General features: G+C 71.6%; 27 protein-coding genes. 12 read left to right on the top strand and 15 right to left on the bottom strand.

Annotation, left to right across the window (positions count from 1 at the left end):
- Positions 1-7 precede the first annotated feature (7 nt).
- Genes ACWC21_RS34465 through ACWC21_RS34445 form a run of 5 tightly spaced genes read right to left on the bottom strand, consistent with a single transcriptional unit; the run spans position 8 to position 5429 of the window.
- Positions 8-826, bottom strand: coding sequence for an ECF transporter S component (locus ACWC21_RS34465; RefSeq protein ID WP_450887710.1), 819 nt, complete (start codon positions 824-826; stop codon positions 8-10).
- Complete coding sequence (locus ACWC21_RS34460) at positions 823-2496, bottom strand: ABC transporter ATP-binding protein (protein WP_450887708.1); 1674 nt, start codon at positions 2494-2496, stop codon at positions 823-825. Before ACWC21_RS34460 ends, ACWC21_RS34465 begins: the two co-directional genes overlap by 4 nt.
- A complete protein-coding gene (locus ACWC21_RS34455; RefSeq protein ID WP_450887706.1) occupies positions 2493-3566 on the bottom strand; it encodes a CbiQ family ECF transporter T component in 1074 nt (357 codons plus the stop codon). Before ACWC21_RS34455 ends, ACWC21_RS34460 begins: the two co-directional genes overlap by 4 nt.
- On the bottom strand, positions 3553-4203 hold the full coding sequence (locus ACWC21_RS34450) for an SCO2322 family protein (RefSeq protein ID WP_450887705.1): 651 nt from the start codon (positions 4201-4203) through the stop codon (positions 3553-3555). Before ACWC21_RS34450 ends, ACWC21_RS34455 begins: the two co-directional genes overlap by 14 nt.
- The gene (locus tag ACWC21_RS34445; protein WP_450887793.1) at positions 4200-5429 is read right to left on the bottom strand and encodes a prenyltransferase/squalene oxidase repeat-containing protein; all 1230 of its coding nucleotides are present in this window, start codon (positions 5427-5429) and stop codon (positions 4200-4202) included. The genes ACWC21_RS34450 and ACWC21_RS34445 overlap by 4 nt, the downstream gene beginning before the upstream one ends.
- Positions 5430-5734: 305 nt before the next feature.
- On the opposite strand from ACWC21_RS34445, the gene ACWC21_RS34440 reads away from it, so the two are divergent.
- The gene (locus ACWC21_RS34440) at positions 5735-6400 is read left to right on the top strand and encodes a phosphotransferase (RefSeq protein WP_450887703.1); all 666 of its coding nucleotides are present in this window, start codon (positions 5735-5737) and stop codon (positions 6398-6400) included.
- Here ACWC21_RS34440 and ACWC21_RS34435 read toward each other — a convergent pair.
- From ACWC21_RS34435 to ACWC21_RS34425, 3 genes are all read right to left on the bottom strand, one after another.
- Positions 6390-6854, bottom strand: coding sequence for a nuclear transport factor 2 family protein (locus ACWC21_RS34435; RefSeq protein ID WP_450887701.1), 465 nt, complete (start codon positions 6852-6854; stop codon positions 6390-6392). The two genes, ACWC21_RS34440 and ACWC21_RS34435, sit on opposite strands and share 11 nt — an antisense overlap.
- Positions 6855-6894: 40 nt before the next feature.
- Positions 6895-7920: an MBL fold metallo-hydrolase gene (locus ACWC21_RS34430; protein ID WP_450887699.1), complete on the bottom strand. Its 1026-nt coding sequence runs from the start codon at positions 7918-7920 to the stop codon at positions 6895-6897.
- Between the two features lie 137 nt (positions 7921-8057).
- Positions 8058-8885, bottom strand: a complete 828-nt coding sequence (locus tag ACWC21_RS34425) for an IclR family transcriptional regulator (protein WP_450887697.1) — start codon at positions 8883-8885, stop codon at positions 8058-8060.
- A 329-nt stretch (positions 8886-9214) separates the two neighbouring features.
- Between ACWC21_RS34425 and ACWC21_RS34420 the strand changes: the two genes are divergently transcribed.
- The 7 genes from ACWC21_RS34420 (at position 9215) to ACWC21_RS34390 (ending at position 15136) form a co-directional block, all read left to right on the top strand.
- Positions 9215-10003 (top strand): ABC transporter substrate-binding protein, encoded by a 789-nt coding sequence (locus ACWC21_RS34420; RefSeq protein WP_450887695.1) that lies wholly within the window; start codon positions 9215-9217, stop codon positions 10001-10003.
- Between the two features lie 49 nt (positions 10004-10052).
- Complete coding sequence (locus tag ACWC21_RS34415) at positions 10053-10796, top strand: amino acid ABC transporter permease (RefSeq protein ID WP_450887693.1); 744 nt, start codon at positions 10053-10055, stop codon at positions 10794-10796.
- Positions 10796-11446, top strand: coding sequence for an amino acid ABC transporter permease (locus ACWC21_RS34410; protein ID WP_450887691.1), 651 nt, complete (start codon positions 10796-10798; stop codon positions 11444-11446). Before ACWC21_RS34415 ends, ACWC21_RS34410 begins: the two co-directional genes overlap by 1 nt.
- Positions 11446-12216 (top strand): amino acid ABC transporter ATP-binding protein, encoded by a 771-nt coding sequence (locus tag ACWC21_RS34405; protein ID WP_450887791.1) that lies wholly within the window; start codon positions 11446-11448, stop codon positions 12214-12216. The genes ACWC21_RS34410 and ACWC21_RS34405 overlap by 1 nt, the downstream gene beginning before the upstream one ends.
- A 53-nt stretch (positions 12217-12269) precedes the next feature.
- Entirely contained in the window at positions 12270-13280 is a 1011-nt protein-coding gene (locus tag ACWC21_RS34400; protein WP_450887689.1) for a sugar kinase, read from the top strand.
- 158 nt (positions 13281-13438) lie between these two features.
- Entirely contained in the window at positions 13439-14896 is a 1458-nt protein-coding gene (locus tag ACWC21_RS34395) for an aldehyde dehydrogenase (protein ID WP_450887687.1), read from the top strand.
- 6 nt (positions 14897-14902) lie between these two features.
- Positions 14903-15136, top strand: coding sequence for a ferredoxin (locus ACWC21_RS34390; protein ID WP_450887686.1), 234 nt, complete (start codon positions 14903-14905; stop codon positions 15134-15136).
- Positions 15137-15420: 284 nt separating this feature from the next.
- Here ACWC21_RS34390 and ACWC21_RS34385 read toward each other — a convergent pair whose 3' ends face one another.
- Positions 15421-16077 carry a TetR family transcriptional regulator gene (locus ACWC21_RS34385; protein ID WP_450887684.1) on the bottom strand — a complete coding sequence of 219 codons (657 nt, stop codon included), beginning with the start codon at positions 16075-16077 and terminating at the stop codon, positions 15421-15423.
- A 220-nt stretch (positions 16078-16297) separates the two neighbouring features.
- Between ACWC21_RS34385 and ACWC21_RS34380 the strand changes: the two genes are divergently transcribed.
- From ACWC21_RS34380 to ACWC21_RS34370, 3 genes are read left to right on the top strand one after another with little or no spacing between them, the layout of a single operon-like run.
- Positions 16298-17695, top strand: a complete 1398-nt coding sequence (locus ACWC21_RS34380) for a glycosyltransferase family 4 protein (protein WP_450887682.1) — start codon at positions 16298-16300, stop codon at positions 17693-17695.
- The gene (locus tag ACWC21_RS34375; protein ID WP_450887680.1) at positions 17689-18459 is read left to right on the top strand and encodes a class I SAM-dependent methyltransferase; all 771 of its coding nucleotides are present in this window, start codon (positions 17689-17691) and stop codon (positions 18457-18459) included. The genes ACWC21_RS34380 and ACWC21_RS34375 overlap by 7 nt, the downstream gene beginning before the upstream one ends.
- A complete protein-coding gene (locus ACWC21_RS34370; RefSeq protein WP_450887679.1) occupies positions 18456-19526 on the top strand; it encodes a prenyltransferase/squalene oxidase repeat-containing protein in 1071 nt (356 codons plus the stop codon). The genes ACWC21_RS34375 and ACWC21_RS34370 overlap by 4 nt, the downstream gene beginning before the upstream one ends.
- Before the next feature lie 124 nt (positions 19527-19650).
- On the opposite strand, the gene ACWC21_RS34365 is transcribed toward ACWC21_RS34370, so the two are convergent.
- Both ACWC21_RS34365 and ACWC21_RS34360 read right to left on the bottom strand, forming a co-directional pair.
- Positions 19651-19941: a hypothetical protein gene (locus ACWC21_RS34365; RefSeq protein ID WP_450887678.1), complete on the bottom strand. Its 291-nt coding sequence runs from the start codon at positions 19939-19941 to the stop codon at positions 19651-19653.
- A 202-nt stretch (positions 19942-20143) separates the two neighbouring features.
- Positions 20144-21139 (bottom strand): helix-turn-helix transcriptional regulator, encoded by a 996-nt coding sequence (locus ACWC21_RS34360; RefSeq protein ID WP_450887676.1) that lies wholly within the window; start codon positions 21137-21139, stop codon positions 20144-20146.
- Between the two features lie 92 nt (positions 21140-21231).
- Between ACWC21_RS34360 and ACWC21_RS34355 the strand changes: the two genes are divergently transcribed.
- On the top strand, positions 21232-21597 hold the full coding sequence (locus ACWC21_RS34355) for a VOC family protein (protein ID WP_450887674.1): 366 nt from the start codon (positions 21232-21234) through the stop codon (positions 21595-21597).
- 178 nt (positions 21598-21775) lie between these two features.
- Here the strand turns inward: ACWC21_RS34355 and ACWC21_RS34350 are convergent, their stop codons facing one another.
- The 4 genes from ACWC21_RS34350 to ACWC21_RS34335 all read right to left on the bottom strand — a co-directional run bounded on the left by ACWC21_RS34350 (position 21776) and on the right by ACWC21_RS34335 (position 25477).
- Positions 21776-22786 carry an LLM class F420-dependent oxidoreductase gene (locus tag ACWC21_RS34350; protein ID WP_450887672.1) on the bottom strand — a complete coding sequence of 337 codons (1011 nt, stop codon included), beginning with the start codon at positions 22784-22786 and terminating at the stop codon, positions 21776-21778.
- 100 nt (positions 22787-22886) lie between these two features.
- Positions 22887-23669 (bottom strand): hypothetical protein, encoded by a 783-nt coding sequence (locus ACWC21_RS34345; protein ID WP_450887671.1) that lies wholly within the window; start codon positions 23667-23669, stop codon positions 22887-22889.
- 151 nt (positions 23670-23820) lie between these two features.
- Positions 23821-24804, bottom strand: coding sequence for an N-acetylmuramoyl-L-alanine amidase (locus tag ACWC21_RS34340; protein ID WP_450887669.1), 984 nt, complete (start codon positions 24802-24804; stop codon positions 23821-23823).
- Between the two features lie 10 nt (positions 24805-24814).
- Positions 24815-25477 carry a class I SAM-dependent methyltransferase gene (locus ACWC21_RS34335; protein ID WP_450887668.1) on the bottom strand — a complete coding sequence of 221 codons (663 nt, stop codon included), beginning with the start codon at positions 25475-25477 and terminating at the stop codon, positions 24815-24817.
- Positions 25478-25575 lie beyond the last annotated feature (98 nt).

Raw genomic sequence — 25575 nt, 5'->3', positions numbered from 1 at the left:
GGGCGCTTCACCCCTGGGGCACGTCGAATGTGACCGCGCTCTCGAACGCCGCGCGGCGCGTGGCCCGGCGCAGCGCCCGCAGGACCGCCGGGCCGAGCGCCAGGGTCAGGACGAGCGTGCAGACCGCCCGGCCCAGGTCCCAGCCGAGGGAGGTGGCCAGGCAGTACGCGAGGAAGCGGGCCAGGTTCGTGGGGACGGCGGCGTGCGGGTCGAAGGCGATGCCCGAGGCGAGTGCGCTCATGAAGGGCCAGCCCGCCAGGTTCATCACCGTGCCGTAGGCGAGCGCGGCCAGGCAGCCGTAGGCGGACAGCAGGGCGAGTTCGGCCCGGCCGCGCAGCCGGTCCGGGCCCGGCAGCAGACCGGCGCCCATCGTGAACCACCCCATGGCGAGCATCTGGAACGGCATCCACGGGCCCACCCCGCCCGTGAGCAGGGCGGACGCGAACATGGTGACCGAGCCGAGGACGAACCCGAAACCCGGGCCGAGCACGCGCCCGCTGAGCACCATGAGGAAGAACATCGGCTCGATGCCGGCGGTGCCCGCGCCGATCGGCCGCAACGCGGCGCCGGTCGCGGCCAGCACCCCCAGCATGGCCACGGCCTTCGGTCCGAGGCCCGACTCGGAGATCGTCGCCGCGACCACGGCGACGAGGAGCACGAGCAGCCCGGCGAAGAGCCAGGGCGCGTCCTGGGCGTGGGCGCCGAGCCGGGAGGTGGGCGGGGCCAGGAAGGGCCAGCCGAAGGCGACGACACCGACCGCGCCGACCAGGACGAGTGCGGTCAGCGAGCGGGGGCCGAGGCGGACGGGGCGGGGCCGGCGGGTCATGCGAGCGCCTGCCGGACCTGGGCGACCGTGAGCCAGCGCTGCGGAGCCAGGATCTTGGTCACCTGGGGTGCGAAGGACGGGGAGGAGACGACGATGTCGGCCGTCGGTCCGTCGGCGATCACCTCACCGTCGGCGAGCAGCACGACCCGGTGGGCGATCTCGGCGGCCAGCTCCACGTCGTGCGTGGCCAGCACGATGGCGTGGCCCTCGGCCGCGAGGCCGCGCAACACCGTGACCAGGCGGGCCTTCGCCGCGTAGTCCAGACCCCGGGTCGGCTCGTCCAGCAGGAGCAGCGGCGGCCGGGCGGCCAGCACGACGGCCAGGGCCAGGGCCAGCCGCTGGCCCTCGGAGAGATCCCGCGGGTGGGTGTCGTCGCCGACGCCCGGCAGCAGCTCCGACACCAGTGCACGGCAGGTGCCCGGCGCGGCGCCCGCGTCCCGGTCGGCCGCCGCGCACTCCGCGCCGACCGTGTCGGCGTACAGCAGGTCCCGCGGCTCCTGCGGGACCAGGCCGACCCGGCGCACCAGCTCGCGCGGCGGGGTGCGGTGCGGGACGGCTCCGCCGACGCGCACCGCTCCGGCGGACGGCGCGACCAGGCCCACCAGTGCGGACAGCAGGGTGGACTTCCCGGCGCCGTTGCGGCCCATGAGGGCGACCGTCTCGCCGGGGGCGATGGTGAGGTCAACCTGCCGGAGCGCCTCGACGCGGCCCCGGCGGACGGCCAGGGAGCGGACTTCGGCGGCCGTGGCGGGCGCCGTCTCCTCGGGGGCACGCCGGAACGGACGGCGGCGGGCGGCGGCCGGCCGGGGAGCGGGGGCCGGGGCGGCCGGTGTCGCACCGGGCGGTGTGCCCCGCCCGGTGAGCCGGTCCCGCAGCCCGTCCGCCCGGCGGCGTGCGTCCCGCACCGTCAGCGGCAGCGGGGACCAGTCCGCCAGGCGGCCGAGGTCCACCACCGGCGGGCAGACCGGGGACACGGCCATCATCTCGGCCGGGGTGCCGACCAGCGGGGCGGCGCCGGGGGCGGGCAGCAGCGCGACCCGGTCGGCGTACTGGACGACGCGTTCCAGGCGGTGTTCGGCCAGCAGGACGGTCGTACCGAGGTCGTGGACGAGCCGCTGCAGGACGGCGAGGACCTCCTCCGCGGCGGCCGGGTCGAGCGCCGAGGTCGGTTCGTCGAGGACGAGGACCCTGGGGTGCGGGGTGAGGACCGAACCGATGGCGACCCGCTGCCGCTGCCCGCCGGAGAGTTCGGCGATGGGCCGGTCCCGCAGACCGGCCAGCCCGAGCAGGTCGAGGGTCTCCTCGACACGGCGCCGCATCACCTCCGGGGCGAGGCCCAACGACTCCATGCCGTAGGCGAGTTCGTCCTCCACGGTGTCGGTGACGAAGTGCGCGAGCGGATCCTGGCCCACCGTGCCCACCACGTCGGCGAGTTCCCGCGGCTTGTGGGTACGGGTGTCCCGGCCGGCGACCGTGACCCGGCCGCGCAGGGTGCCGCCGGTGAAGTGCGGGACCAGCCCGCTCACCGCCCCCAGCACGGTGGACTTGCCCACCCCCGACGGGCCGACGAGCAGCACGAGTTCACCCTCGGGCACCTCGAAGTCCACACCCCGCACGGTTGGTTCGGCCGCCCCGTCGTACGTCACGGAGACATCCTCGAAACGGATCACGACGACTCCTCGGGGACGACGAAGGCGGGGAGCAGGGCCAGGAGTACCGCGGCCGCGGGCCACACGGGAAGCCCGGGCGCGGTCAGCGGTACGACACCCGGATGCAGGGCGTCCGGGTCTCGTACGGAGGCGAGGGCCAGCAGCGCGGCGACGGCGGCGCCGGACGCGGCGACCAGCCAGGCGCGCGCGTTCCAGGCGTCCGGGCGGTAGCGGGTGCGCAGGGTACGGCGGCCCCCGAGGCGCAGGCCCAGGAGCGCGAGGACGACCGAGGCCAGCAGGACCGGCAGCCCGTACGTGCCGCCCTCGGCGGTGAGCAGCCCGTACGTGCCCGCGCAGACGCCCAGCAGACCGCCCAGGGTGAGGGCGGCGGTCGTACGGCGGATCCGGGCGGGGACGTCGGCGCTGCGGCCGTAACCGCGGGCGTCCATCGCGGCGGCGAGCGCGACGGACCGCTCCAACGCGCCTTCCAGCACCGGCAGTCCCACCTGCAGCAGACCCCGGACGCCTCGGTCGGGACGGCCGCGCAGCCGGCGGGCGGCACGCAGCCGCTGCACGTCGGCGATCAGGTTCGGCGCGAAGGTGAGGGCGACGACCACGGCCACACCCGTCTCGTACAGCGCGCCGGGCAGGGACTTGAGCAGACGGGCCGGGTTCGCGAGGGCGTTCGCCGCGCCGACGCAGACCAGCAGCGTGGCCAGCTTCAGACCGTCGTACACCGCGAACAGCACTCCCTCGGCGGTGACCGCGCCGCCCAGCCGGATGCCCTGCGCCCAGTGCGGGAGCGGGACTTCGGGGAGACTCACGAGTACGTGCGTGCCGGGCACGGGGGAGCCGAGCGCCACCGCGAACACCAGGCGGATGACGAGGACGGCCAGGGCGAGCCTGGCGAAGGCGCCGTAGGAACGGGCCCAGGGAGCGGTGCCGCGGTGGGTGGCCACCACATAGCCGGACGCCGCCATGAGCAGCGCCAGGAGCAGGGGATTGGTGGTGCGGGTCGCCGCGGTGCCCAGGCCCAGCGACCAGAGCCACCAGGCCCCGGGGTGCAGGGCGGGGGCGCTACGCGCGGCCACGGCGCCTGGCCCGCCATATCGCCGCCGCGCCCAGCAGCACGACCGCGCCCACGCCCACCGGCAGACCCACCGACGGCCCGTGCCCCGACTCGCTCCCGGCAGGCTTGCCGGCCGGTTTCCCAGCCGCTTTTCCGGCCGCCACCTGCTCCCCGCACCCCTTGCGGGGATACCCGGCGATCGCACACAGCAGCGCGTTCGCGTCGTACCTCAGCGGTCCCGCCACGGCGGCCAGCGCGTCCGCCGTCGTCCCGTCGGCGGAGACCGCCGCGCAGGCCGTCCGGCGGGCGGGCGGGGTCTCGCCGGAGGGCGCGTCGGAGGACGTGCCGAAGTCCAGGACCAGCGCGATGCGCTTCCTGCCCGGCCGGGCGGGCGACTCGCCGCAGATCGCGTCGAAGTCCGCGGTGCCGCGCGGACGCCGCGCGGTGGCGGAGTCCTCGCTCACCGAGAACCGGAAGCCCTGGACGTCGCCGTCGGCGGGACGCTCGGCCGACGGGCCCTGCGTGGCGTACGTCCAGTGGGTGCCGGTGCGTTCCCAGAAGGACCAGTAGCGGTAGCCGGTGGCCTGTGCCTGCCCCGCGGACGCCCCGCACAGGAGGGCGGCCAGGAGCAGCGCCCCGGCACGGCGGACGAGGGTCACGGCTGCTGCCTCCTGCGGCGGCCGCTGAGCAGGAAGCCGATGCCGACGCCCGCGACGAGACCGGTGCCGACGATCCACCACACGCCCGTGCCCGAGTCGTGCTTCGCCGGCCTGGTCTCACCACCGGTCGCCCGGGCCTTGACCGCCCGCGGCGCCGGTCCCGTCGCGTCGAGCGCCCGCACCAGGTCCGTACCGCCGAAGTCGCGCGGGTCGGCGCCCATCGCGTGCGCGGCGAGGATCAGTTCGGCGTAGGCGGCGGGGCCGCTCTGCTTCGCCCACTGCGCCGCGTTCCGCTCCAGCCAGGCGTAAGGCCTGCGCGCCTGATTCGCCCAGCCCTGCGCGGCCAGGGCGACGACCGCGTCCGCGGTGTTGCCGTAGTCGGGCTGTGGTTTCGCGCCGGGGAGGCTGGAGGTGAGGTGGCCGGTGTCGTGCGTCTGGTCCGACAGGTACGCGGCGCCGTTGCGGGCGATCTCCGACGGGGTGAGCGGCTTGTCCGAGTTGGCGCAGACGTAGCCCTCCTCCGGCGCCTTCCCGGCCTCCGCCACGAAGCCCTTGCCCAGCGCGCCCAGCACACCGGCCGCCGTCGCGTCCGCGTTGGCCGACAACTTGCCCTTCTTGTCCGGCTGGTAGGCGAGGGCGCCGCCGCCGTCCTCGTCGCAGGGGATGGACCACCTGGCGAGCAGGTCGGCAGGGGTCCTGCCGTTGTTGCGCAGCTTCAGAGGGTCCTCGCCGGCCGCCGCGAGCGCGCCGACGACCACGGAGGTGGAGTTGGTGTCGCTGGGCGAGCCCGGCGTGTAGGGCCAGCCGCCGTCCTTGTTCTGCGTCTTCTTCAGCCAGACCACGGCCTTGCGGACCTCGCCGTCGTGCCCGCCGAGCGCGTGCAGGGCCTGTACGGCGGCGGCCGTGCTGTTGGTGTCGGCCAGGGCCTTGGTCGCCTCGCACGACTTGGCGGGATCCGGACGGTAGGCGGCGAAGCCTCCGTCGGCGCACTGCTGCCCGACCAGCCAGTCGACGGCCTCGGCGGCGGGCCGGACGCCGACCGTGCGCTGGGCGAGCAGCGCGAGGGACTGCCGCCACACACCGTCGTACTTGGGGTCGGTGCCGCCGTACAGCCCGGACGGGAGCGCCGCCGACGGGGAGGGCGACGGCGACGCGGCCGTGGCGGGCGCGGCTGCGGCTATGACACCGACGGCGGCGATGACCGCGGCGCTGCGGCGGACGTTCATGGTGGGCTGCTGCCTCTCCCTGCGGGGGAGCACGGGCAGCACGGGACACCCCGGGCGGCTCGGCTCCGTAGACCTCGACGGTGCCGTGCGCGGCGGGCCGCCGACGCACGTGAGCCGGTCAACGTCCGTACGGGGCAGTCCGGCTCACCGCCTACGGCGGCTCACGGTTGCGGGTCAGCGCCGGAATTGCACCGGCTTTCCCCCGTACGGGTGTGATGACGACCGGGTCACTCTACCCGGCGGTGGACGAGGGCTTGGAGGCGGCTGTGAGCCATGGGCGAAGGGACAGGCCCTAGGGTCGCGCCATGCTGCCAACGGGGAAACTGCTGGGTTCGGGGCGGTCGGCCGACGTGTACGAGATCGACGAGGCGTGGGTGCTGCGCCGCGACCGGGACGGCTGGGGCGACGCGGCCGCCGAGGCGGCGGTGATGACGTACGTGCGCGCGCACGGCTACCCGGCGCCCCGGGTGCGGCCGTCCGGCTCGCGCACCGACCTGGTGATGGAGCGGCTGTCCGGGCCCACGATGCTGACCGCCCTCCTGGACGGCTCGCTGGGCGCGGCGCAGGCGGGGGCCGAGCTCGCCGCGCTGCTGCGGCGGCTGCACGCCGTTCCCGGCCGGGACGCGGCCGACCCCGACGCCCGCGTCCTGCACCTGGACCTGCACCCCGACAACGTGATGCTCACCCCGGACGGCCCCCGGGTGATCGACTGGACCAACGCCGAGGACGGCCGGCCCGGCCTCGACTGGGGCATGTCCGCGGTGATCCTCGCCCAGGTCGCCGTCGGTGACGAAGCGCTCGCCGAGCCGGCCCGCGAGCTGCTGGCCGCGCTGCTCGCCGACCCGTCAGGACTCACGGACGCGGACCTGAGGGAGGCGCGGCGACGTCGTGCGGCCAACCCGACCATGAGTGCGCGGGAGGTGGAACTCCTCGACGACGCGGTGGACTTGATCCGAACGCTCACTCGCTGAGGTTCTCACTGACGTTCGTGGTGGGGCCGCCGAAGGGCAGCACGAGGACCCGGCGCTCCAGCAGCCACTCGCCCTCCACCCGGCGGAAGGTGTCCTCGTAGTTCCCGACCTGGACCGGGGGCCCGGCGGGGACGATGCCGCCGGTGTGCCCGTCGACCCGGTACGTCGAGAAGTACGAGACGGCGGTCGCGGTGTCCGGGGAGGTGACGGTGACGAGGACGTTCGACATCAGCCGGCGGGAGAGCCGGTCGTCGGGCCGCGAGCCGAAGTACTCACGCAGCGCCTGACGGCCCACGGACCGCCGCCCGTCCCCGGGCGGGGGCCACTCCCAGGTGCCGTCCTCGGTGAACAGTTCGGCGACCGAGGCGGGTTCACCGAGGTCGAGACGGTGGACGAAGGTGTGGATGACGCGCTCGCAGGCGCGCTCGGCGAAGAGGATCTCCAAAGGGTCCATGATCCTGTCTACCAGCAGCGCCCTCGGCCGGACTACCGGATCAGACCGCCACGTACGCCACCGGCTCGCTCCCCGCCACCGCCTCCGCCCGCCCTTGCTTCACCAGCCGCCGCAGGTGGGCCTCCGCCTCCGACACCGCGATGTTCCTCGATCCGTACGGGATCTGGTCCCAAGGGCGGTTCCACTCCATGCGCTCGGCCACCTGCCAGGGGGTGAGCGGTTCGGCGAGGAGGGTGAGCAGCCCGGCGAGCCGTTCCTCGTGGTGCGCGAGCAACTGCCGTACCCGGGAGGGCGCGTCGGGGAAGGCGTGCTGATGGGCGGGGAGGACCTCGGCCGGGCCGAGCCGGCCCACCAGCTCCAGCGAAGCCAGGTAGTCGCCCAGCGGGTCGGTGACGGTGGCCTCGTCCGGGTCCTCGTAGAGACCGATGTGCGGGGTGATCTCCGGGAGCAGGTGGTCCCCGGAGAAGAGCCTGCCCCGGCCGGGGAGTCGGGCCGGGTGGTCCTCCTCCAGATGCAGGCAGACGTGGCCCGGTGTGTGGCCCGGCGTCCACAGGGCGCGCAGGCGGCGCCCGGGGAGGTCGAGGAGTTCACCGGGCACGATCTCCCGGTCGGGCAGGGCGGGTGAGAGGCCGGGCAGGGTGCGGCGGTTCGCGGCCCGAAGGGGGGCCACATGGGCTTCCGGCGCTCCGGCGGCCGTGAGCTTGGCGGCCATGTAGGTGTACCAGCGCTCCGGGCGGGTCCCGCGCGTCCGGCGGACGATCGCCGCGTCGGCCTCGTGCATCGCGACCCACGCGCCGGAGGCCTCCCGCACCTGTCCCGACAGCCCGTGGTGGTCGGGGTGGTGGTGGGTGATGACGATCCCGTGGACCTCGGAGACCGGGGTGCCCAACGCGGCCAGGCCCGCCACGAGTGTGTCCCAGGACGCCGGGTCGTCCCAGCCGGTGTCGATCAGCACCGGGCCGCGGTCGGTGTCGACGGCGTACACCAGTGTGTGGCCGAGGGGGTTGTCCGGAATCGGCACCGCTATGGACCGCACGCCGCCGCCGTGCTCGAACGTCTTCGTCATCCGACCTCCGCCCGTCGCACCGCCACGGCCACTGCTCACGACCGTTGCCCACTATAACTAGAACTGGTTTCAGTAGGTGCCCAAGTCGACGGATACCTTGGGGCGTTGGCCTGACCTGCGCAGACGGGCGCAATCGTTCACCGAGGTTTCGGAGTGATTCCTCCCAGGCGGTCGGTGAGGGCTTGCGTCGTCCGGACGACTTGCCTTCCGATCTCTTCGAGACGGTCGTGCGTCACGCGGGAGGCCGGGCCGGAGATGCTGACCGCGGTGACGACGGCCCCCCTGTGGTCGAAGGCCGGTGCGGCCACGCAGCGGATGTCGAGTTCGTTCTCCACGTCGTCGATGGCGTAGCCGCGCTCGCGGATGCGGGCGAGTTCGGCGTGCAGTTGCTCGGGCGAGGTGAGGGTGGCCGGTGTCCGGGCGGGCATGCCGGCCGCTACCACCTCGGCGACGACATCGTCGGGGGCGTGGGCGAGGAAGGCTTTTCCGGTGGCCGTGCAGTAGGCCGGCTGGCGCCCGCCGACCCGGGAGTGCATGCGGACGGCCTGAGGGCTCTCGACTTTGTCGATGTAGACGATCTCGGGGGGGTCGAAGCTGACCAGGTGCACCGCTTCGCGCACGTCCTGGGCGAGCTGGTGGAGCAGCGGCGATGCCGTGCGCCGGATGTCGAGGCGCTCCAGGTAGAGCTGTCCGAGCAGGGCGTTCTGCGGCCCGAGCCGGTAGTGGCCGGTTCCCGCGTCCTGGTCCACCAGTCGCGCCTCGCGTAGCGGGCCGACAAGTCGCAGCACGGTGGATTTGCTCATCTGGAGCCCGGTGGCGAGGTCGGTGAGCGAGGTCCCCTGTGGATGGCTGTCGTCGTCGGCCAGGTACTGCAGGATGCTCAGCGCACGTCGCAGGGACGACGAGGCGTTGCGACGGGCCCCGGGCACGTCAGGGGTCTGGCTCGCGCTGTCGGGCGAAGGCACGCCGGTTCCTCCTGCGGGGATGCGTTGCGAGAGGCGAATCAGCCCCTGCGGGCCCACCACTACGGGGACCCGCCCGGCACCTTACCGTGCTGCATAGCAAAACGAAATGTCACATGATGAAATCGGCCGTTGACGACCCAGGGGGAGCGGACTAGCTTCTCCCCAACGTTATGCGAAACGTGATTTTGCATAGCAGAACGTCGCTGGCGATCGATGACGATCACCCCCCCTTCTACGGCCGTCCCGGCTCACCCTCAAACTCCCGGAAGGGAACCCATGGCATGAGATTTCGTCACGGTACTCGCAACCTGATGGCGATTTGTATCGGTGTGACCGCTGTCGCATCGCTGGCCGCGTGCTCCTCCGCCAGCGGCACCGCAGCTGCCGGCCAGCAGTCCTCGACACTCCAGGACGTCATCAGGCGCGGCACCCTCAACGTCGCCAGCTGCCTGACGTTCCCGCCGTTCGGCTCGTTGGACAAGAACAACAAGCCGCAGGGTTTCGACGTCGATGTCGCCACCGCCATGGCCACCGCGCTCGGCGTCAAGGTCCACATCGTCGACACCACGTCCGCCAACCGCATCCCCAACCTGCAGACCAAGAAGGTCGACGCGGTGGTCTGCAACTTCACCACCACGGCCGAGCGGGCGAAGCAGGTCGCCTTCAGCGACCCCTACATCGTCGCGGGTGAGGTGATGCTGGTGAAGAAGTCCAGCGGCATCTCCACTCTCAAGGACCTCTCGGGCAAGACGGTCGCCGTGACCAAGGGCTCCACCAACGGCGACGCCGTCAAGGCCGGCAACCCCAAGGCCAAGATCCAGGAGTACGACACCTCCGCCGCGGCCGTGCTCGCCGTCAAGCAGGGGCAGGCCGACGCCATGGTCGAGGACTCCAACTTCCTCAACTTCCAGGCCAAGCAGGACTCCTCCCTCAAGGTCACCAAGGACTCCGTCGTGCCTCTGGAGTACAACGGCATCGGCGTTCCGCTGGGTGACGCCACCTGGCTGCAGTGGGTCAACACGTGGCTGCGGGAGTTCAACACCTCCGGGCAGGCCAACGCCCTCTACAAGAAGTGGTTCGGCGTGAACCGCGTCTTCCCGCTCAACCCTTCCTACTGAGTCCCGGTCGGGCGGCGGCCCGCTGCCGCCGCCCCAGGGAAGGAGTCCCATGTTTGTCGACTGGAGCTACGCCCTGCGGGACTGGCCCACCTACCTCGACGCGGCCTGGCTGTCCCTGAAACTCTCCCTGGAAGCTTTCGCGCTCGCCTTCGTCCTCGGCCTGATCGGCGCGTTGGCCCGCAGATCCCGCTACGCGATCCTGCGCGCGCCCGCCGCGGTCTATGTCGAGGTCATCCGCAACACCCCCGTACTGCTGCAGATGTTCGTCGCCTACTTCGCGCTGCCCTCGGCCGGCCTGCGGCTGAGCCCGGTGCAGGCCGGCGTGCTGGCACTCGGCGTGAACGTCGGCGCGTACCTCACCGAGATCTTCCGTGCCGGCATCCAGGCCGTGTCCCGCGGTCAGCGTGAAGCCGCTCGGGTACTGGCCCTGAGTCCGCCTCGTACCTTCGCGCACGTGGTGCTTCCGCAGGCCCTGCGCAATGTCTACCCCGCGGTGGTGAACCAGCTGGTCCAGATCATCCTGGGCTCGTCGCTGCTGTCCGCCATCTCCGTGCCCGAACTGACCGGCACGGCCATGGTCATCAACTCCCGCACCCTGCTGACCGTGCAGGTCTTCGGTATCGCCGCAGTGCTCTACCTGGTCCTCACCAACGCGGTCGTCCTCGTGGCGGGACTCCTCGGGAAGGTCGCGTTCAAGCCCCCGCTGCGTCCCTCGGAGCGGCCCCGTCCGCTGAGCGCCGTACGCCGTCTGCTCCCGGCGCGTCCCGCGCGTCCCGTCCAGAAGGAGGCCTGATGGGTTGGTCGGTCATCTGGTCCAACCGTGAGCTGTACGTCTCCGGGCTGTGGGCCACCGTCCTGCTGTCGCTCGCCGCGATCGCCACCGGAACCCTGCTGGGGCTCGTCATCGCGGCCGTCCGCACCAGCCGCGTCCCGGTCCTGGCTCAGCTCGCCCGGGGCTACCTGGAGGTCTTCCGCGGTACCCCGCTGCTGATCCAGATGCTCTTCATCTACTTCGGCGCGGCCTACCTGGGCCTGGTGGGCATCACCGTCTTCGGTGCCGCCCTGCTCGCCCTGACCCTCTACCAGGGCGCCTACATCGCGGAGATCTTCCGGTCCGGCATCGAGGCGGTGCCCCGCGGCCAATGGGAGGCGGCGCGTGTCCTGGGCCTGCCCCGCATCCAGACGTTCCTGAGCGTCGTCCTTCCCCAGACCCGTGCGATCGTCCTTCCCCCGCTGGTCGGCCAGTACCTCTCCCTCATCAAGGACACCTCGATCGCCGTGGTGATCGGGTACGTCGAACTCGTCCGCCAGGGCCAGGCCGTCATCGACCGCGTGGGCGACCCGGCGACCTCCTACATCGCCGTCTCCGTCCTGTACTTCGTCATCTGCTACCCGCTGTCGCTGCTCGTGCGGCACATGGAGCGAAAGGCTGTCACCGCATGATGCTCACCGACCCCGCCGCCCAGCAGAAGGCGGTGACCGCCGCGCGGATCTCACTGTCCGGCGTGCACAAGCGGTTCGGCGCACTGGAGGTCCTCAAGGGTGTCGACATCGACGTCGAGCCGGGCGAGGTCGTCGTCCTGATCGGCGCCAGCGGCTCCGGCAAGAGCACCTTGCTGCGGATCATGTGCGACCTGGAGCGCGCGAACAGCGGCGAGGTGTGGGTGGGCGGTGTCCCGCTGCACGACCGCAAGCGCGCGCCCGAGATCTTCGGACACGTCGGGATGGTCTTCCAGCAGTTCAACCTCTTCCCCCACAAGACCGCGCTGGGCAACGTCACGCTCGCCCTGCTGAAGGTCAGGAAACTCTCCCGCGCCGAGGCCGGGGAACGCGGCCGGGCCGCTCTGCAACGGGTCGGGCTCGCCGACAAGGCCGACTCCTACCCCGCACAGCTCTCCGGAGGCCAGCAGCAGCGCGTCGCCATCGCACGCGCCCTCGCCATGGACCCCGCGATCATGTTCTTCGACGAACCGACCTCCGCCCTCGACCCGGAGCTCGTCGGTGAGGTCACCGGTGTCATGCGTTCCCTCGCCGAGGACGGCATGACCATGGTCGTCGTCACCCACGAGATGCGCTTCGCCAAGGACACCGCCGACCGGGTCGTGTTCATGGACGGCGGCGTCGTCCTCGAACAGGGTTCCCCCGAGCAGGTCTTCGGCCATCCCGCCGAACAGCGCACCCAGCAGTTCCTGCACCGTGTCCTGGACACGTGAGGGGCGTTCCTCCCGTCCCGGCACTTCTTGTGAGACCCGCAGAAGGAACCCTCGTGCGCACCCCACCCACCTCCCCCCGCACGCCCTCCGGTTCCGAGTCCGGAGCCGACGTGGTGTGCATCGGGGAGACCATGGCCGTTCTCAGTCCCGCCGACGCCCGGCCTCTCGCGCACCAGAGAGCACTGTCGCTGGCCGTGGGCGGAGCCGAGTCCAATGTGGCCGGCGCTCTCGTGGCCCTCGGGCACAGCGCCGCGTGGCTGGGACGAGTGGGTGACGACCCCCTCGGACGGCGCGTCCTGGAAGACCTGACCGCCCGCGGTGTCGACGTCTCCGCCGTCGAGACGGACCCGGTGCGGCCGACCGGCGTCTACTTCAAGGACACCGGTCCCGAGGGAACCGGCACGTACTACTACCGCCGGGACTCCGCGGCAGCCGCCATGGACCCCGGTCTGGCGGGTCTTCCGCTGCTGCACCGGGCCCGGGTGCTGCACCTCTCCGGCATCACCGCCGCGCTCTCGGACAGCTGCGCCGAACTGGTCACCCGCATCGTCTCCCGACGGGCCGTCCCCGGTCCGGTCGTCTCCTTCGACGTCAACCACCGCCCGGCTCTGTGGCGGCACCGCCCGGCCGAGGCCGCTCCCGTGCTGCTGGAACTGTCCCGCGGCGCAGACCTCGTGTTCGTCGGACGCGACGAGGCCGAGACCCTGTGGGGCACCCGCACGGCCCGGGAAGTCCGCGATCTGCTCGGCCCCGGTCCAGTGCTGGTGGTCAAGGACGCCGGGCACGGAGCCACGGCGTACGGCGCCGGCGGTGAGGAAACCTTCGTCCCCACCCCCACCGCCCCGGTCGTCGAACCCGTCGGAGCCGGTGACGCCTTCGCCGCCGGCTACCTCGCGGCATTCCTGGAAGGCCGCACCGCGGCGAACGGACTCCGTATGGGCCACCTCATGGCCGCCGCCACACTCGGCACCCGGGAGGACGTCCCCCCTGTCCCGGCCCGCGACACGCTCGACCGCCACCTCGCACTCGACCACGCGGCCTGGTCCGCGCTGCGCCTGACCTGACCGTACCGACCGGGCCACCAGACCTTCCGCACCTGCCCCTGGTCATCCTGAAACCGCTGGTCAGGGGCATTCTCGTGCTGTCCGTGGACTACTTCGACCGGAACTGATATCTGTTTCTGAAACAGCGTCAGATTCGCTGCGGCGGGAGGCAGTCGGCCATGACCGAGCTCGTGGAACACGGACAGCTGTTCATCGGCGGGGAGTTGACCGACCCCCTCGGCAAGGACGTCATCGAGGTCGTCTCCCCGCACACCGAGGAGGTCATCGGGCGTGTGCCGCACGCCTCACGTGAGGACGTGGACCGGGCCGTCGCCGTGGCCCGCCGCGCGTTCGACGAGGGGTCCTGGCCGCGTGCGACGCTGCAGGAGCGGATCGAGGTCGTCACCCGTATCAAGGACGCGATCGCCGCCCGCCACGAGGAGATCGCCCGGGTGATCTCCTCCGAGAACGGCTCCCCGTACTCCTGGAGCGTCCTCGCCCAGGCACTCGGCGCGATGATGGTGTGGGACGCGGCGATCAGGGTCGCCCGGGACTTCACGTACGAGGAGACCCGCGACGGGGTGCTCGGGAGGATCCTCGTGCGCCGTGAGCCGGTCGGGGTCGTCGCGGCGGTCGTCCCCTGGAACGTCCCTCAGTTCGTCGCCGCCGCCAAGCTCGCGCCCGCCCTGCTCGCCGGCTGCACGGTGGTGCTCAAGCCGTCGCCCGAGTCCCCCCTGGACGCCTACATCCTCGGTGAGATCGCCCAGGAGGCCGGGCTGCCGGACGGCGTGCTCTCCATCCTCCCGGCCGACCGCGAGGTCAGCGAGTACCTGGTCGGGCACCCCGGGATCGACAAGGTCTCCTTCACCGGCTCGGTCGCGGCCGGCAAGCGCGTCATGGAGGTCGCCGCGCGCAACCTCACCCGGGTGACCCTGGAGCTGGGCGGCAAGTCGGCGGCGGTCGTGCTGCCCGACGCGGACCTCGCGACGGCGGTGCCGGGGATCGTCTCGGCGGCCTGGATGAACAACGGCCAGGCGTGTGTCGCCCAGACCCGCATCCTCGTACCCCGCTCCCGCTACGACGAGTTCGCCGACGCCTTCGCGCAGGCGGCGAGCGCGCTCACCGTCGGCGACCCGCTGGACCCGGCGACGCAGGTGGGCCCGCTGGTGGCCGAACGCCAGCAGCGCAGGAACCTCGACTACATCCGCATCGGCCAGGAGGAGGGCGCCAAGATCCTCACCGGGGGCGGGCGCCCGGCGGGTCTGGAGCGCGGCTGGTACGTCGAGCCCACCCTCTTCGGTGATGTCGACAACTCCATGCGCATCGCCCGCGAGGAGGTCTTCGGCCCGGTGATCTGCCTCCTGCCGTACGGCGACGAGTCCGAGGCCCTGAAGATCGCCAACGACTCCGACTACGGGCTCAGCGGCAGCGTGTGGACGGCCGACGTCGGGCACGGCATCGAGGTGGCCCGGCAGGTCCGTACCGGCACCTACTCGGTCAACACCTTCAGCCTCGACATGCTCGGCCCGTTCGGCGGCTACAAGAACTCCGGTCTCGGACGGGAGTTCGGCCCCGAGGGGTACGGCGAGTACCTGGAACACAAGATGATCCACCTGCCCGCCGGCTGGGAGGCGTAGAACGCCATGGGCGACCGCTGGCACATCGAGGTCGACCGTTCCGTCTGCATCGGCTCAGCGCAGTGCGTCCACCACGCCCCCGGCGGCTTCCGTCTCGACACCGCCCGCCAGTCCCACCCCGCCGAGGCGGACACCGATGCCAGCGAAAGGGTGCTGGCGGCGGCGGAGAACTGTCCCGTGGAGGCCATCGCGATCACCCTCGTGGGCAGCGGGGAGGCGGTGTACCCGCCGGAGGAGTAGGGCCGGAACACCAGCCCCGATGAAATGACATAAAAAATCACCCTTGAGGGGGTTACATCCCGCTCTGGGAGTTTTATCCTGAAATCAGCCTACGAGGTGAGTGAGGGAGCTCGACCGGAGTAGCCGACTTCGGCGCGACGCCGACGAGCAATCGGCATCCGCCGGGGCCGACAGCGACGGTGGGCTGAGAGGCCGAACGGCAGCAGTCGGGCCGGGAGGCGACCCCAGGACCTTCCGGGTAATGCCGGAAGGGAACCCGCCTCGTAGGTTCTTCCTGTGCGGCCTCAGTCGGGGGATTCGCCTTTCCCTGCCGGTTTCCGCGCCGGATCCGTCAGGTCGATCAGGCGGCACACCGTCTCGATGTCGATCTTCACCTGGGCGATGGAGGCACGGCCCGACAGCCAGGTGATCAGGGCCGAGTGCCAGGTGTGCTCGATCACGCGGACGGCGGAGAGCTGCTCGGGGGTGGGGTCCTCCAGGCCCATCGCGTCCAGGATTATCGCCGTGGTCTGCCGGGAGACCTGGTCGACCTCGGGCGAGACACTGCGGTCGGCGAAGGTCAGCGCGCGGACCATGGCGTCGGCGAGGTGCGGCTCCCGCTGGAGGGCGCGGAAGGCGCGCATCAGGGTCTCCGCCACCCGCTGGGCCGCCGTGTCGCCCGCGGGGGGCTTCTTCCGCAGCGTGCCGTGCATGTGCTCCAGCTGGTCCTGCATCGTGGCGACCAGCAGGTGCACCTTCGACGGGAAGTACCGGTACAGCGTGCCGAGCGCCACCTGCGAGGACTCGGCGACCTCCCGCATCTGCACCGCGTCGAAACCGCCCCGGCTGGCCAGCTGCGCGCTGGCGCGCAGGATCCGGCGGCGCCGGGCCTCCTGCCGCTCCGTCAGGGGCGCGGAGGCGGGGTGCGCGGTACTGGGTTCCACCTTGGCGTGCGCAGGCATCGGTCCCGTTCCGTGACAGTCGGTGAGGTGGCCGTTGAGGGCGAGTGATCACCTAGCATGGCAGGGGCCCGGCCGTGGCGCGAATCACCTGATCCACCGCTCACAGCACCCCTACCTGCCGGTAGATTCGGAGCCTCTTGAACGATCAAGTCTGAAACTTGTTCTAGATTAGCGTCCCGGCGTAGTCTCGCGGGACCGTGCAGGGAGAAGGGGGCTCAGAGTGACCGCTGAGGCCAGGGAGACGGGGGCCAACGAGGGCCCCGCCGCCGACGGCAAGCGACCGCTCCACATAGGTCTCCTCACCTATAAAGGGAACCCGTTCTGCGGCGGCCAGGGCGTCTACGTACGGCACCTCTCCCGCGAGCTGGCCCGCCTCGGCCACCGGGTGGAGGTCATCGGCTCCCAGCCGTACCCCGTGCTCGACGAGGGGTACGAGGGCCTCACCCTGACGGAGCTGCCGAGCCTCGACCTGTACCGCCAGCCCGACCCCTTTCGCACTCCCAAGCGTGACGAGTACCGGGACTGGATCGACGCGCTCGAGGTCGCCACCATGTGGACCGGCGGGTTCCCCGAGCCCCTCACCTTCTCGCTGCGCGCCCGGCGCCACCTGCGGGCCCGGCGCGGGCAGTTCGACGTCGTGCACGACAACCAGACCCTCGGCTACGGCCTGCTGGGCGACATCGGCGCCCCCCTGGTCACCACCATCCACCACCCCATCACGGTGGACCGCCAGTTGGAGCTGGACGCCGCCGACGGCCGGCGGCGCCGCTACTCGGTCCGCCGCTGGTACGCGTTCACCCGCATGCAGAAGCGCGTCGCCCGCCGCCTGCCCTCCGTGCTCACCGTCTCCGGCACCTCCCGTCAGGAGATCGTCGACCACCTCGGCGTCCGCGACGACCGCATCCACGTCGTCCACATCGGCGCCGACACCGACCTCTTCTCGCCGAATCCGGCCGTGCCCGTCGTGCCGGGCCGGATCGTCACCACCTCCAGCGCCGACGTGCCGCTCAAGGGCCTGGTCTTCCTCGTCGAGGCGCTCGCCAAGGTACGCACCGAGCACCCCGACGCCCACCTCGTCGTCGTCGGCAAGCGCGCCGAGGACGGGCCCGTCGCCCAGGCCATCGAACGCTACGGCCTCGAACGCGCCGTCGAGTTCGTGAAGGGCATCACCGACGCCGAACTGGTCGACCTCGTCCGCTCCGCCGAGGTCGCCTGCGTGCCGTCGCTGTACGAGGGCTTCTCCCTGCCGGCCGCCGAGGCCATGGCCACCGGCACCCCGCTGGTCGCCACCACCGGCGGCGCGATCCCCGAGGTCGCCGGCCGCGACGGGGAGACCTGCCTGGCGGTGCCGCCCGGTGACGCGGGGGCCCTGGCCGCCGGTCTGGGCCGGCTGCTGGGCGACGCGGAACTCCGGGCGCGGCTGGGGGCGGCCGGGCGGGAACGGGTGCTGCGGCACTTCACATGGGCGCGGGCCGCCGAAGGCACGGTGGCCCGGTACCGGGAGGCCATAGCCCGCTCCGGCGGCCCGGCGAGCACCCCCGTGCGCCCACCGGCCGCCAAGACAGCCGTACGCGAAGAACCACCCGCCTCCGACCGCGAAAGCAGGGCCACGTGCTGACCGTCGACTTCTCCCGGTTCCCGCTCGCCCCGGGCGACCGAGTCCTGGACCTCGGCTGCGGGGCGGGCCGGCACGCCTTCGAGTGCTACCGGCGCGGCGCCCAGGTCGTGGCCCTCGACCAGAACGCCGAGGAGATCCGCGAGGTCGCCAAGTGGTTCGCGGCGATGAAGGAGGCCGGCGAGGCCCCGGCGGGCGCGACCGCCACGGCGATGGAGGGCGACGCCCTCGCGCTGCCCTTCCCGGACGAGTCCTTCGACGTCGTCATCATCTCCGAGGTGATGGAGCACATCCCGAACGACAAGGGTGTACTCGCCGAGATGGTGCGGGTGCTCAAGCCCGGCGGCCGTATAGCGGTCACCGTGCCGCGCTACGGCCCCGAGAAGGTCTGCTGGACGCTGTCCGACGCCTACCACGAGGTCGAGGGCGGCCACATACGCATCTACAAGGCGGACGAACTGCTGGCGAAGATCCGCGAGGCGGGCCTCGAGCCCTACGGCACGCACCACGCGCACGCCCTGCACTCCCCGTACTGGTGGCTGAAGTGCGCGTTCGGCGTCGACAACGACAAGGCCCTGCCCGTGCGGGCGTACCACCAGCTGCTGGTCTGGGACATCATGAAGAAACCGCTGGCCACCCGGATCGCCGAGCAGGCCCTCAACCCGCTGATCGGCAAGAGCTTCGTGGCCTACGCGACCAAGCCGCACCTGCCCCGGCTCTCCGAGACCTCCGCGACCTCCGAGACCTCCGAGGCGGCCGCCAAGTGACGACCCCCCGGACAGAACACCTCGTCCTGCCCGGGGTCCTCACCGCCGAGCAGGCTGCCGAGACGGTACGCGGCATCCTGGGCGTGCAGCGGGAGGACGGCGCGATCCCGTGGTTCCGGGGGCATCATCTGGACCCCTGGGACCACACCGAGGCGGCCATGGCCCTCGACGCGGCCGGCGAACACGAGGCCGCCGAACGGGCGTACATCTGGCTGGCGCGGCACCAGAACGAGGACGGCTCCTGGTTCGCGGCATACGCGGACGGGGCGCACGACGACGTCACGGACCGCGCCCGCGAGACGAACTTCGTCGCCTACATAGCCGTCGGCGTCTGGCACCACTACCTCTCCACCGGCGACGACACGTTCCTGGACCGCATGTGGCCCTGCGTGTACGCGGCGATGGAATGGGTGCTGCGCTGCCAGCAGCCCGGCGGGCAGATCGGCTGGCGGCGCGACGACGACGGCACCGGCACGGCGGACGCGCTGCTGACCGGCAGCTCCTCCGTCCACCACGCCCTGCGGTGCGCGCTGGCGATCGCCGAACAGCGCGAGGAGCCGCAGCCCGACTGGGAGTTGGCGGTCGGTGCGCTGCGCCACGCGATCCGCCGCCACCCGGAGCGGTTCCTGAACAAGGACCGCTACTCGATGGACTGGTACTACCCCGTCCTCGGCGGCGCCCTGACCGGCGCGGAGGCGAAGGAGCGCATCGAGGCCGACTGGGACCGCTTCGTCGTGCCCGGCCTCGGTGTCCGCTGCGTCGTCCCCAACGCCTGGGTGACGGGCGGCGAGTCCGCCGAACTGGCCCTGGCCCTGTGGGCGACGGGCGAGTCCGACCGCGCGCTGGAGATCCTGCAGTCCATCCAGCACCTGCGTGACGCGGAGACGGGCCTGTACTGGACGGGCTACGTCTTCGACGACGACGCCGTCTGGCCCCGGGAACTGACCAGTTGGACGGCGGGCTCCCTGCTCCTCGCGGTCGCCGCCCTCGGCGGCCACGAGGCGACCTGCGCGGTGTTCGGAGGCGAGTACCTGCCGTGGGGCCTGGACCCGGACTGCTGCGGATAGCCGTCCGGCGGTTTCCGGGTGTGCTGCCCGAGCCCGGCTACGGCCTGACCCCGGCCGGGCGGGACGGTTGTGCGGGCGCCCTCGTGCCGTCCCACCCGCGTGCGGCCGGCGTGCCCCGGAGGGGTCAGTGCCGGTGGATGCGGTTGGCCAGGGCGTGGCCGATGAAGAGGTAGACCACGGCGGCCAGACCGTAGCCGAAGACGACCCGGGCCCAGGCCCTGTCGAAGGTGAAGAGGTCGCGCGACCAGCCGGCCAGCCAGTCGGCCGCGTTGTGGATGAACTGGACCAGGTCATTGGCCCGGTTCGCGTCCAGCAGGTACATCAGGATCCACAGTCCGAGGATCACGGCCATGATGTCCGCGACCACCGCGACGACCGTCCCAGCGGAGTTGGAGCCACTGCGATATCGAGACATACTCTCCGTCTGGCCCCGGAATCCCGCTTGAAACCGCGAATGCGTGCGGTCGCCTGTTTGCTCGCCGTCCAGAGCGTCCGGGACGAAGACGGTTTCCTTCACGGTGGCTGCCGACCAGCCGACGCTCCGGCCGGGGGAAGGTGTCCGCGACGAACGCGCCGTGGACGGTTCGGGGGCAGCGGCGAGTGCCGATTTCCGCGGGTCAGGATGTCGGTGACGGCGCATAGTGGTGGGCAAGGCTGGTGGCGAGGTCTCGGAGGTGAGCCCTGGCTTCGGTGGGGCCGTGCACAGTGATGGTGCTCCCGAACGGCAGTAGTGCTCGCACGTCCTCCAGATGCGGGAAGCGGATCGTCACCCTGTGGCCGGTGGCGGATTCCTCATGGTCGTCCTCCTCATGGTCGTCCTCCTCATGGTCGTCCCGGACGAGCCGTTGGCCAAAGATCCGTCGCGCTCGCTCGATCTGGGTGTGGTCGATGGTGGCGCTGACCTCTATCGCATGGTTGTGTTCCCACTGAGCAACGAGCGCTGCGGCGACGGTGGCCAGGGTCTGGTTCTCGCGGATCCGTCGTGGCTGGTCGACTTCCTGCCACGCCGTGATCCGTTCGAGTCGGTACATCCGTGGCACTCGCGCACAGTCGGCGACGAGATACCAGATGCCGGCCTTGGCGAACAGCCCGTAGGGATCCACGATCAGGTCGCGTGGGCATGACTCGCGTGGGCTGTCGTACTCGATCCGTAGTCGGCGACCTCGCCGCACTGAGCCGATCAGCGGAGCCGGAGTCGTGCCGGAAGCTCGTGTCCGGAGCCAGGGACGGCTGTCCACGTGCACTACGTCGGTGAGCGGCAGGAGTTCATGACCTCGACGTGACCGAGTGGCGACGATCTTGGCTAGCGCGCGCCGGCTTTCGACCGATGCGTCGAGCTCCGCACGTTGCTTCTCGTCCAGCCCGGTGAGCGAGAGATGATCACGCTCGCCCGGCGTGAGTCGCGTGAGGTCGAGCCCGCACCCGGGCAGCATGGTCACGCCTCCGAGGCGGCCTCGGTTCGCGGTCACCGGCAGACCGGCGTCGCGGAGCCAGTTCAGGTCTCGGGTGATGGTTCGAAGGGAAACCCCGAGCGCCGAGGCGAGTTCCTGTGTGGTCACTGCATCCCTCGATTCGAGGAGCAGTATCAGGCTGAAAAAGCGGTCGGGCGTCACACCCCAAGTTTTTCAGGAATTGCGACACGATGCGGCGCATATCCCGCTCAGTCTGGTGGATGCGTGCCTACGACCTGTGAGAAGGAACCACCATGACCAGATCCGTCGTGTCCATCGTCTACGTGAACGACGCTCCCGCCGCGGCGCGTTTCTACGGCGACCTCCTCGACATGAGGCCGTCGTTCGAGACTCCGGGATACATCGTCTTCGGCCTCGGGCCGGGCGCTGACCTCGCTCTGTGGTCTGGCCAGTTCGAGGATCTGTCACCGGACGTCCCGCGTACCGGTGAGGTCTGCCTGGCCATCGACGGTGGGCCCGACGAGCTCGACGCGATCTTCAAGCAGTGGCGGTCCAAGGGCGTCACGATCCTGCAGGAGCCACATGATGCGGGGTTCGGGCTGACCTTCCTCGCAGCCGATCCTGACGGGAACCGTATCCGCGTCGCACCGAAGGACTGAAAGGCCACAACGGGGCAGGCGCACACGATGAGTGCCGCGCCTGCAACCGGAAACCGGGGGGAGATCATCGCCCGCCGGCCGGCAGTGGGGAACATCCACTACGACGACCCTCGGCGACGAACCGCAGCACGGTATTCGGGGCCGTTGCCGTCTTCCCCTGATGTCGCAGGAGCGCCCTCTAGGAGTTCAACTCCGCGAGCACCCGCAGCGACTGCGGATCCGGTGACACCGCCAGCAGGTCGGTCACCGGGCCCTTGCGCCACGACTCGAGGCGTTCGGCGATGCGTTCACGCGGCCCGACCAGCGAGATCTCGTCGGCGAAGGCGTCCGGGACCGCGTGGACGGCCTCCTCGCGGCGTCCGGAGAGGAACAGCCGCTGGATGCGGCGGGCCTCCTCCTCGTATCCCATGCGCGCCATCAGGTCGGCGTGGAAGTTGCGGGCCGCGTGCCCCATGCCGCCGATGTAGAAGCCGAGCATGATCTTGACCGGCAACAGGCCCTCGGTCACGTCGTCGCAGACACGCACCTGGGCCATGGGGGCGACGAGGAAGCCCTCCGGGAGGCCGGTCAGCGAGGGGCCGTAGGCCTCGGGGCGGTTCGGGGCCCAGTACAGCGGCAGCCAGCCGTCCGCGATGCGGATCGTCTGGGCGACGTTCTTCGGGCCTTCCGCGCCGAGGAGGACGGGGAGGTCCGGGCGCAGGGGGTGGGTGATCGGCTTGAGGGGCTTGCCGAGACCCGTCCCGTCCGGGCCCCGGTAGGGGTGCGCGTGGAAGCGTCCGGCCAGTTCGACCGGCGCCTCACGGCGCAGCACCTGCCGTACGACGTCCACGTACTCCCGGGTCGCGGTCAGCGGTGACTTCGGGAACGGCCTTCCGTACCAGCCCTCGACGACCTGCGGCCCCGACAGCCCGAGCCCCAGCATCACGCGCCCGCCGGAGAGGTGGTCGAGCGTCAGCGCGTGCATCGCGGTCGTGGTCGGCGAACGGGCCGCCATCTGGGCGACCGCCGTGCCCAGCATGATCCTCGAGGTCCGCGCGGCGATCCAGGTCAGCGGCGTGAAGGCGTCCGAGCCCCAGGACTCCGCCGTCCACACGGAGTGGTACCCGAGCCGTTCGGCCTCCTGGGCGAGGGACAGGTGGCCGGCGTTCGGGCCGCGCCCCCAGTAGCCGAGTGCCAGACCGAGCCGCATGCCCTACCTCCTGACGATGCGTCAGATATCGCGGGTGACTGTACGGCAACGGCCCCCCGCCCGGAAGAGCGAGGGGCCGTACACGACGGACGCGGTGGACTCAGCCCCGCTGGATCCCGGAGGTGTCCTGCAGCACGCCACGGCGGCCGTCCTGCGTCTGCGCGACCAGGTGGGCGCCGCGCTGCTCGACCGCCAGGTACCAGGTGCCCGGCGCCAGCTCGGCGATCGGTGCCTGCGAACCGTCCTCCGCGAACAGCGGACGCGGCACCGGCACGGCGAACCAGAACGGCGAGAAGTCCGCGGCCGGCTGGGCCTGCGGCTGAGCCTGACCTTGCGGCTGGGCCTGCCCCTGCGGCTGGGCGGCCGCCGGCTGCTGCCCGAAGGGCTGACCCGGCTGCGGCTGAGCACCGTACGGCTGCTGCTGGGCACCCGGGTAGCCGTAACCACCGGGGGGCTGGGCGCCGTAGGGCTGCGGGGCGGCGGGCTTGGGCGCCGGGATCAGGCCGGCCTGGAGGGCGGGGACCAGGGGGGTGGCGATGGCGGCGCCGGCGATGACGAGGGCGGCGATGAAGCCGAGGATGAGGCCGACGCCGACGTCGACGTTGTTGCCGAGATCCACCATGGTCCAGAACAGAGTCCAGGCGGCCAACAGAGCGAAGCCCGTGCCGATCGTGGCGATGTCCAGGCCGGCTACCTTGCGCGGCTGCGGCAGACAGCGGTTGGCGACGATCAGGGCGGCACCTATGACCGCGCCCATGTAAATGCCGAGCCCGTCCCCAAGGGAGTCCCACGCATTACGGCTGTCCGAGTAGCCTCCGTAGGAGACGGAGGCGAAGGTGAGGAACGACGCGATGAACAGCAACACCGCTGCACCGATCACCACGCCGTCGCCTCTAGTGAGGGAGCGGATATTCACTTCAGGTCCTTCGTAGGTCGTCTCGTCGTCGGTAGAGGCGTCGCGGGGGGTGGCCCCTGATCGTAGGAACACTATCGTTCGAACGATCAGCCTGTACGCCGGGACCGACCGCCGATCACTACCCGCGCAGGAAACTCACGATTCCCTCAGAGATTCCCTGCGCCGCCTTCTGCCGCCAGGCGCCGCTGGTGAGCAGTGCCGCGTCCTTGCTATCGCGCATGTTGCCGCACTCGATGAACACCTTGGGAACCGTTGACAGATTGAGACCGCCCAGGTCCTTACGCGTGACGAGACCGGTGCCGCCGCCGACGTAGTTGGAGGGCGGCTCACCCGTGACCCGAAGGAAGTTGCCCGCGATCCGCTCGCCGAGGGACTTCGAGGAGGCCACGATCGGACGGGTGTCGGCGGCGCCCGCGTGGACCGAGTCCGGGAGGATGACGTGGAAGCCGCGGTTGCCCTCGGCCGAGCCGTCGGCGTGGATCGAGATGGCCGCGTCCGCGTGCGCGGTGTTCCCGATCCGCGCGCGTTCGTCCACGCACGGCCCCCAGGGCGGTGAGTCGCCCTCGTGGGTCAGCTTCACCGTGGCGCCCTGCCGCTGCAGGAGGGCGCGCAGCCGGTCGGCGACGTCCTGCGTGAAACGGGCCTCGGTGTAGCCGGAGTTGGTGGACGTGCCGGTGGTGTCGCACTCCTTGGAGTTCGTGCCGATGTCCACCTGACGGTTGATCTCCGCCGTGTGCCGGAAGTTGCCCGGGTTGTGCCCCGGGTCGATGACGATCACCTTGCCCTTGAGGGGGCCGGAGGCGGCGGGCGCGGCGGCCGAGGTCGACTCGGAGGCCCCTGCCCTGGGCGTCGGGCTCGCCTTGGCGTCGTCGGTGGGGGACCCGGGCAGGGTCGTGGGCGGTGCCGCGGACAGCGGGCGCGAGTCGGACGCCGACGACGAGGCGGGGCCCGCCTGCCCGGAGCCGCCGGGGGAGCCCACCGCCTCGTACGCCAGCCAGCCGAGCAGCGCTCCGGGCACCAGCGCGGCGAGTGCCACGGTCAACGGGCCGCGGCGGGACCGGCGCGGCTGTGGGGGATCGAAGTCCGGACCTAGGTAAGACACGTCTGCGACTCTAACGGGGAGCCAGGGACTCCGCCTCCGCTCGCCGCAGCACGCGCAGCGACCCGGTCACCGAGACCTCCGTGAACTCGCCCGATTCCAGGGCCCGGAGGTAGATCCGGTACGGGGCCTGGCCGGTGAACTCGTCCTCCGGGTGGGGGAAGACGTCGTGGATGACCAGCAGGCCGCCTTGGGCCACATGGGGGGCCCAGCCCTCGTAGTCGGCGCCCGCGTGCTCGTCGGTGTGGCCGCCGTCGACGAACACCAGGCCGAGCGGGGAGTTCCAGAGCGCGGCGATCTGCGGAGAGCGGCCGACCAGTGCCACGACGTGCTCCTCCAGGCCTGCCTTGTGCAGGGTCCTGCGGAAGGTGGGCAGCGTGTCCATCAGGCCGATCTCGGGGTCGACCGTGTCCGGGTCGTGGTAGTCCCAGCCGGGCTGCTGTTCCTCGCTGCCCCGGTGGTGGTCGACGGTGAGCGCGGTGACGCCGGCCTGCCGTGCGGCGTCGGCGAGCAGGACGGTCGAACGCCCGCAGTAGGTGCCGACCTCCAGCAGCGGCAGCCCCAGCCGCCCGGCGTCCACGGCCGCCGCGTACAGCGCCAGCCCCTCGTCCACGGGCATGAACCCCTTCGCGGCCTCGAACGCGGCCAGGATCTCGGGCTTGGGTGCCGCGGGCATGGGGTCCCTCTCGGTCGTACGTGCGTTTGGGCGCCCCATGTTGCCGTACTCCCCGCCGCCGGAGCGACAGGGGGTACGGGGGGACGGGTCCCGGGCGG

This window comes from Streptomyces sp. NPDC001348 (assembly GCF_053597535.1).
The sequence above is the reverse complement of the archived record's forward strand: the minus strand, read 5'-3'. Positions and strand labels throughout refer to the sequence as shown.

Bases quoted from the DNA above. Each gene is read 5' to 3' on its own strand.
- ACWC21_RS34465 (WP_450887710.1), bottom strand. From the start codon at position 826: ATGACCCGCCGGCCCCGCCCCGTCCGCCTCGGCCCCCGCTCGCTGACC.
- ACWC21_RS34445 (WP_450887793.1), bottom strand. From the start codon at position 5,429: ATGAACGTCCGCCGCAGCGCCGCGGTCATCGCCGCCGTCGGTGTCATA.
- ACWC21_RS34440 (WP_450887703.1), top strand. From the start codon at position 5,735: ATGCTGCCAACGGGGAAACTGCTGGGTTCGGGGCGGTCGGCCGACGTG.
- ACWC21_RS34435 (WP_450887701.1), bottom strand. From the start codon at position 6,854: ATGGACCCTTTGGAGATCCTCTTCGCCGAGCGCGCCTGCGAGCGCGTC.
- ACWC21_RS34430 (WP_450887699.1), bottom strand. From the start codon at position 7,920: ATGACGAAGACGTTCGAGCACGGCGGCGGCGTGCGGTCCATAGCGGTG.
- ACWC21_RS34415 (WP_450887693.1), top strand. From the start codon at position 10,053: ATGTTTGTCGACTGGAGCTACGCCCTGCGGGACTGGCCCACCTACCTC.
- ACWC21_RS34410 (WP_450887691.1), top strand. From the start codon at position 10,796: ATGGGTTGGTCGGTCATCTGGTCCAACCGTGAGCTGTACGTCTCCGGG.
- ACWC21_RS34405 (WP_450887791.1), top strand. From the start codon at position 11,446: ATGCTCACCGACCCCGCCGCCCAGCAGAAGGCGGTGACCGCCGCGCGG.
- ACWC21_RS34395 (WP_450887687.1), top strand. From the start codon at position 13,439: ATGACCGAGCTCGTGGAACACGGACAGCTGTTCATCGGCGGGGAGTTG.
- ACWC21_RS34390 (WP_450887686.1), top strand. From the start codon at position 14,903: ATGGGCGACCGCTGGCACATCGAGGTCGACCGTTCCGTCTGCATCGGC.
- ACWC21_RS34385 (WP_450887684.1), bottom strand. From the start codon at position 16,077: ATGCCTGCGCACGCCAAGGTGGAACCCAGTACCGCGCACCCCGCCTCC.
- ACWC21_RS34365 (WP_450887678.1), bottom strand. From the start codon at position 19,941: ATGTCTCGATATCGCAGTGGCTCCAACTCCGCTGGGACGGTCGTCGCG.
- ACWC21_RS34355 (WP_450887674.1), top strand. From the start codon at position 21,232: ATGACCAGATCCGTCGTGTCCATCGTCTACGTGAACGACGCTCCCGCC.
- ACWC21_RS34350 (WP_450887672.1), bottom strand. From the start codon at position 22,786: ATGCGGCTCGGTCTGGCACTCGGCTACTGGGGGCGCGGCCCGAACGCC.
- ACWC21_RS34335 (WP_450887668.1), bottom strand. From the start codon at position 25,477: ATGCCCGCGGCACCCAAGCCCGAGATCCTGGCCGCGTTCGAGGCCGCG.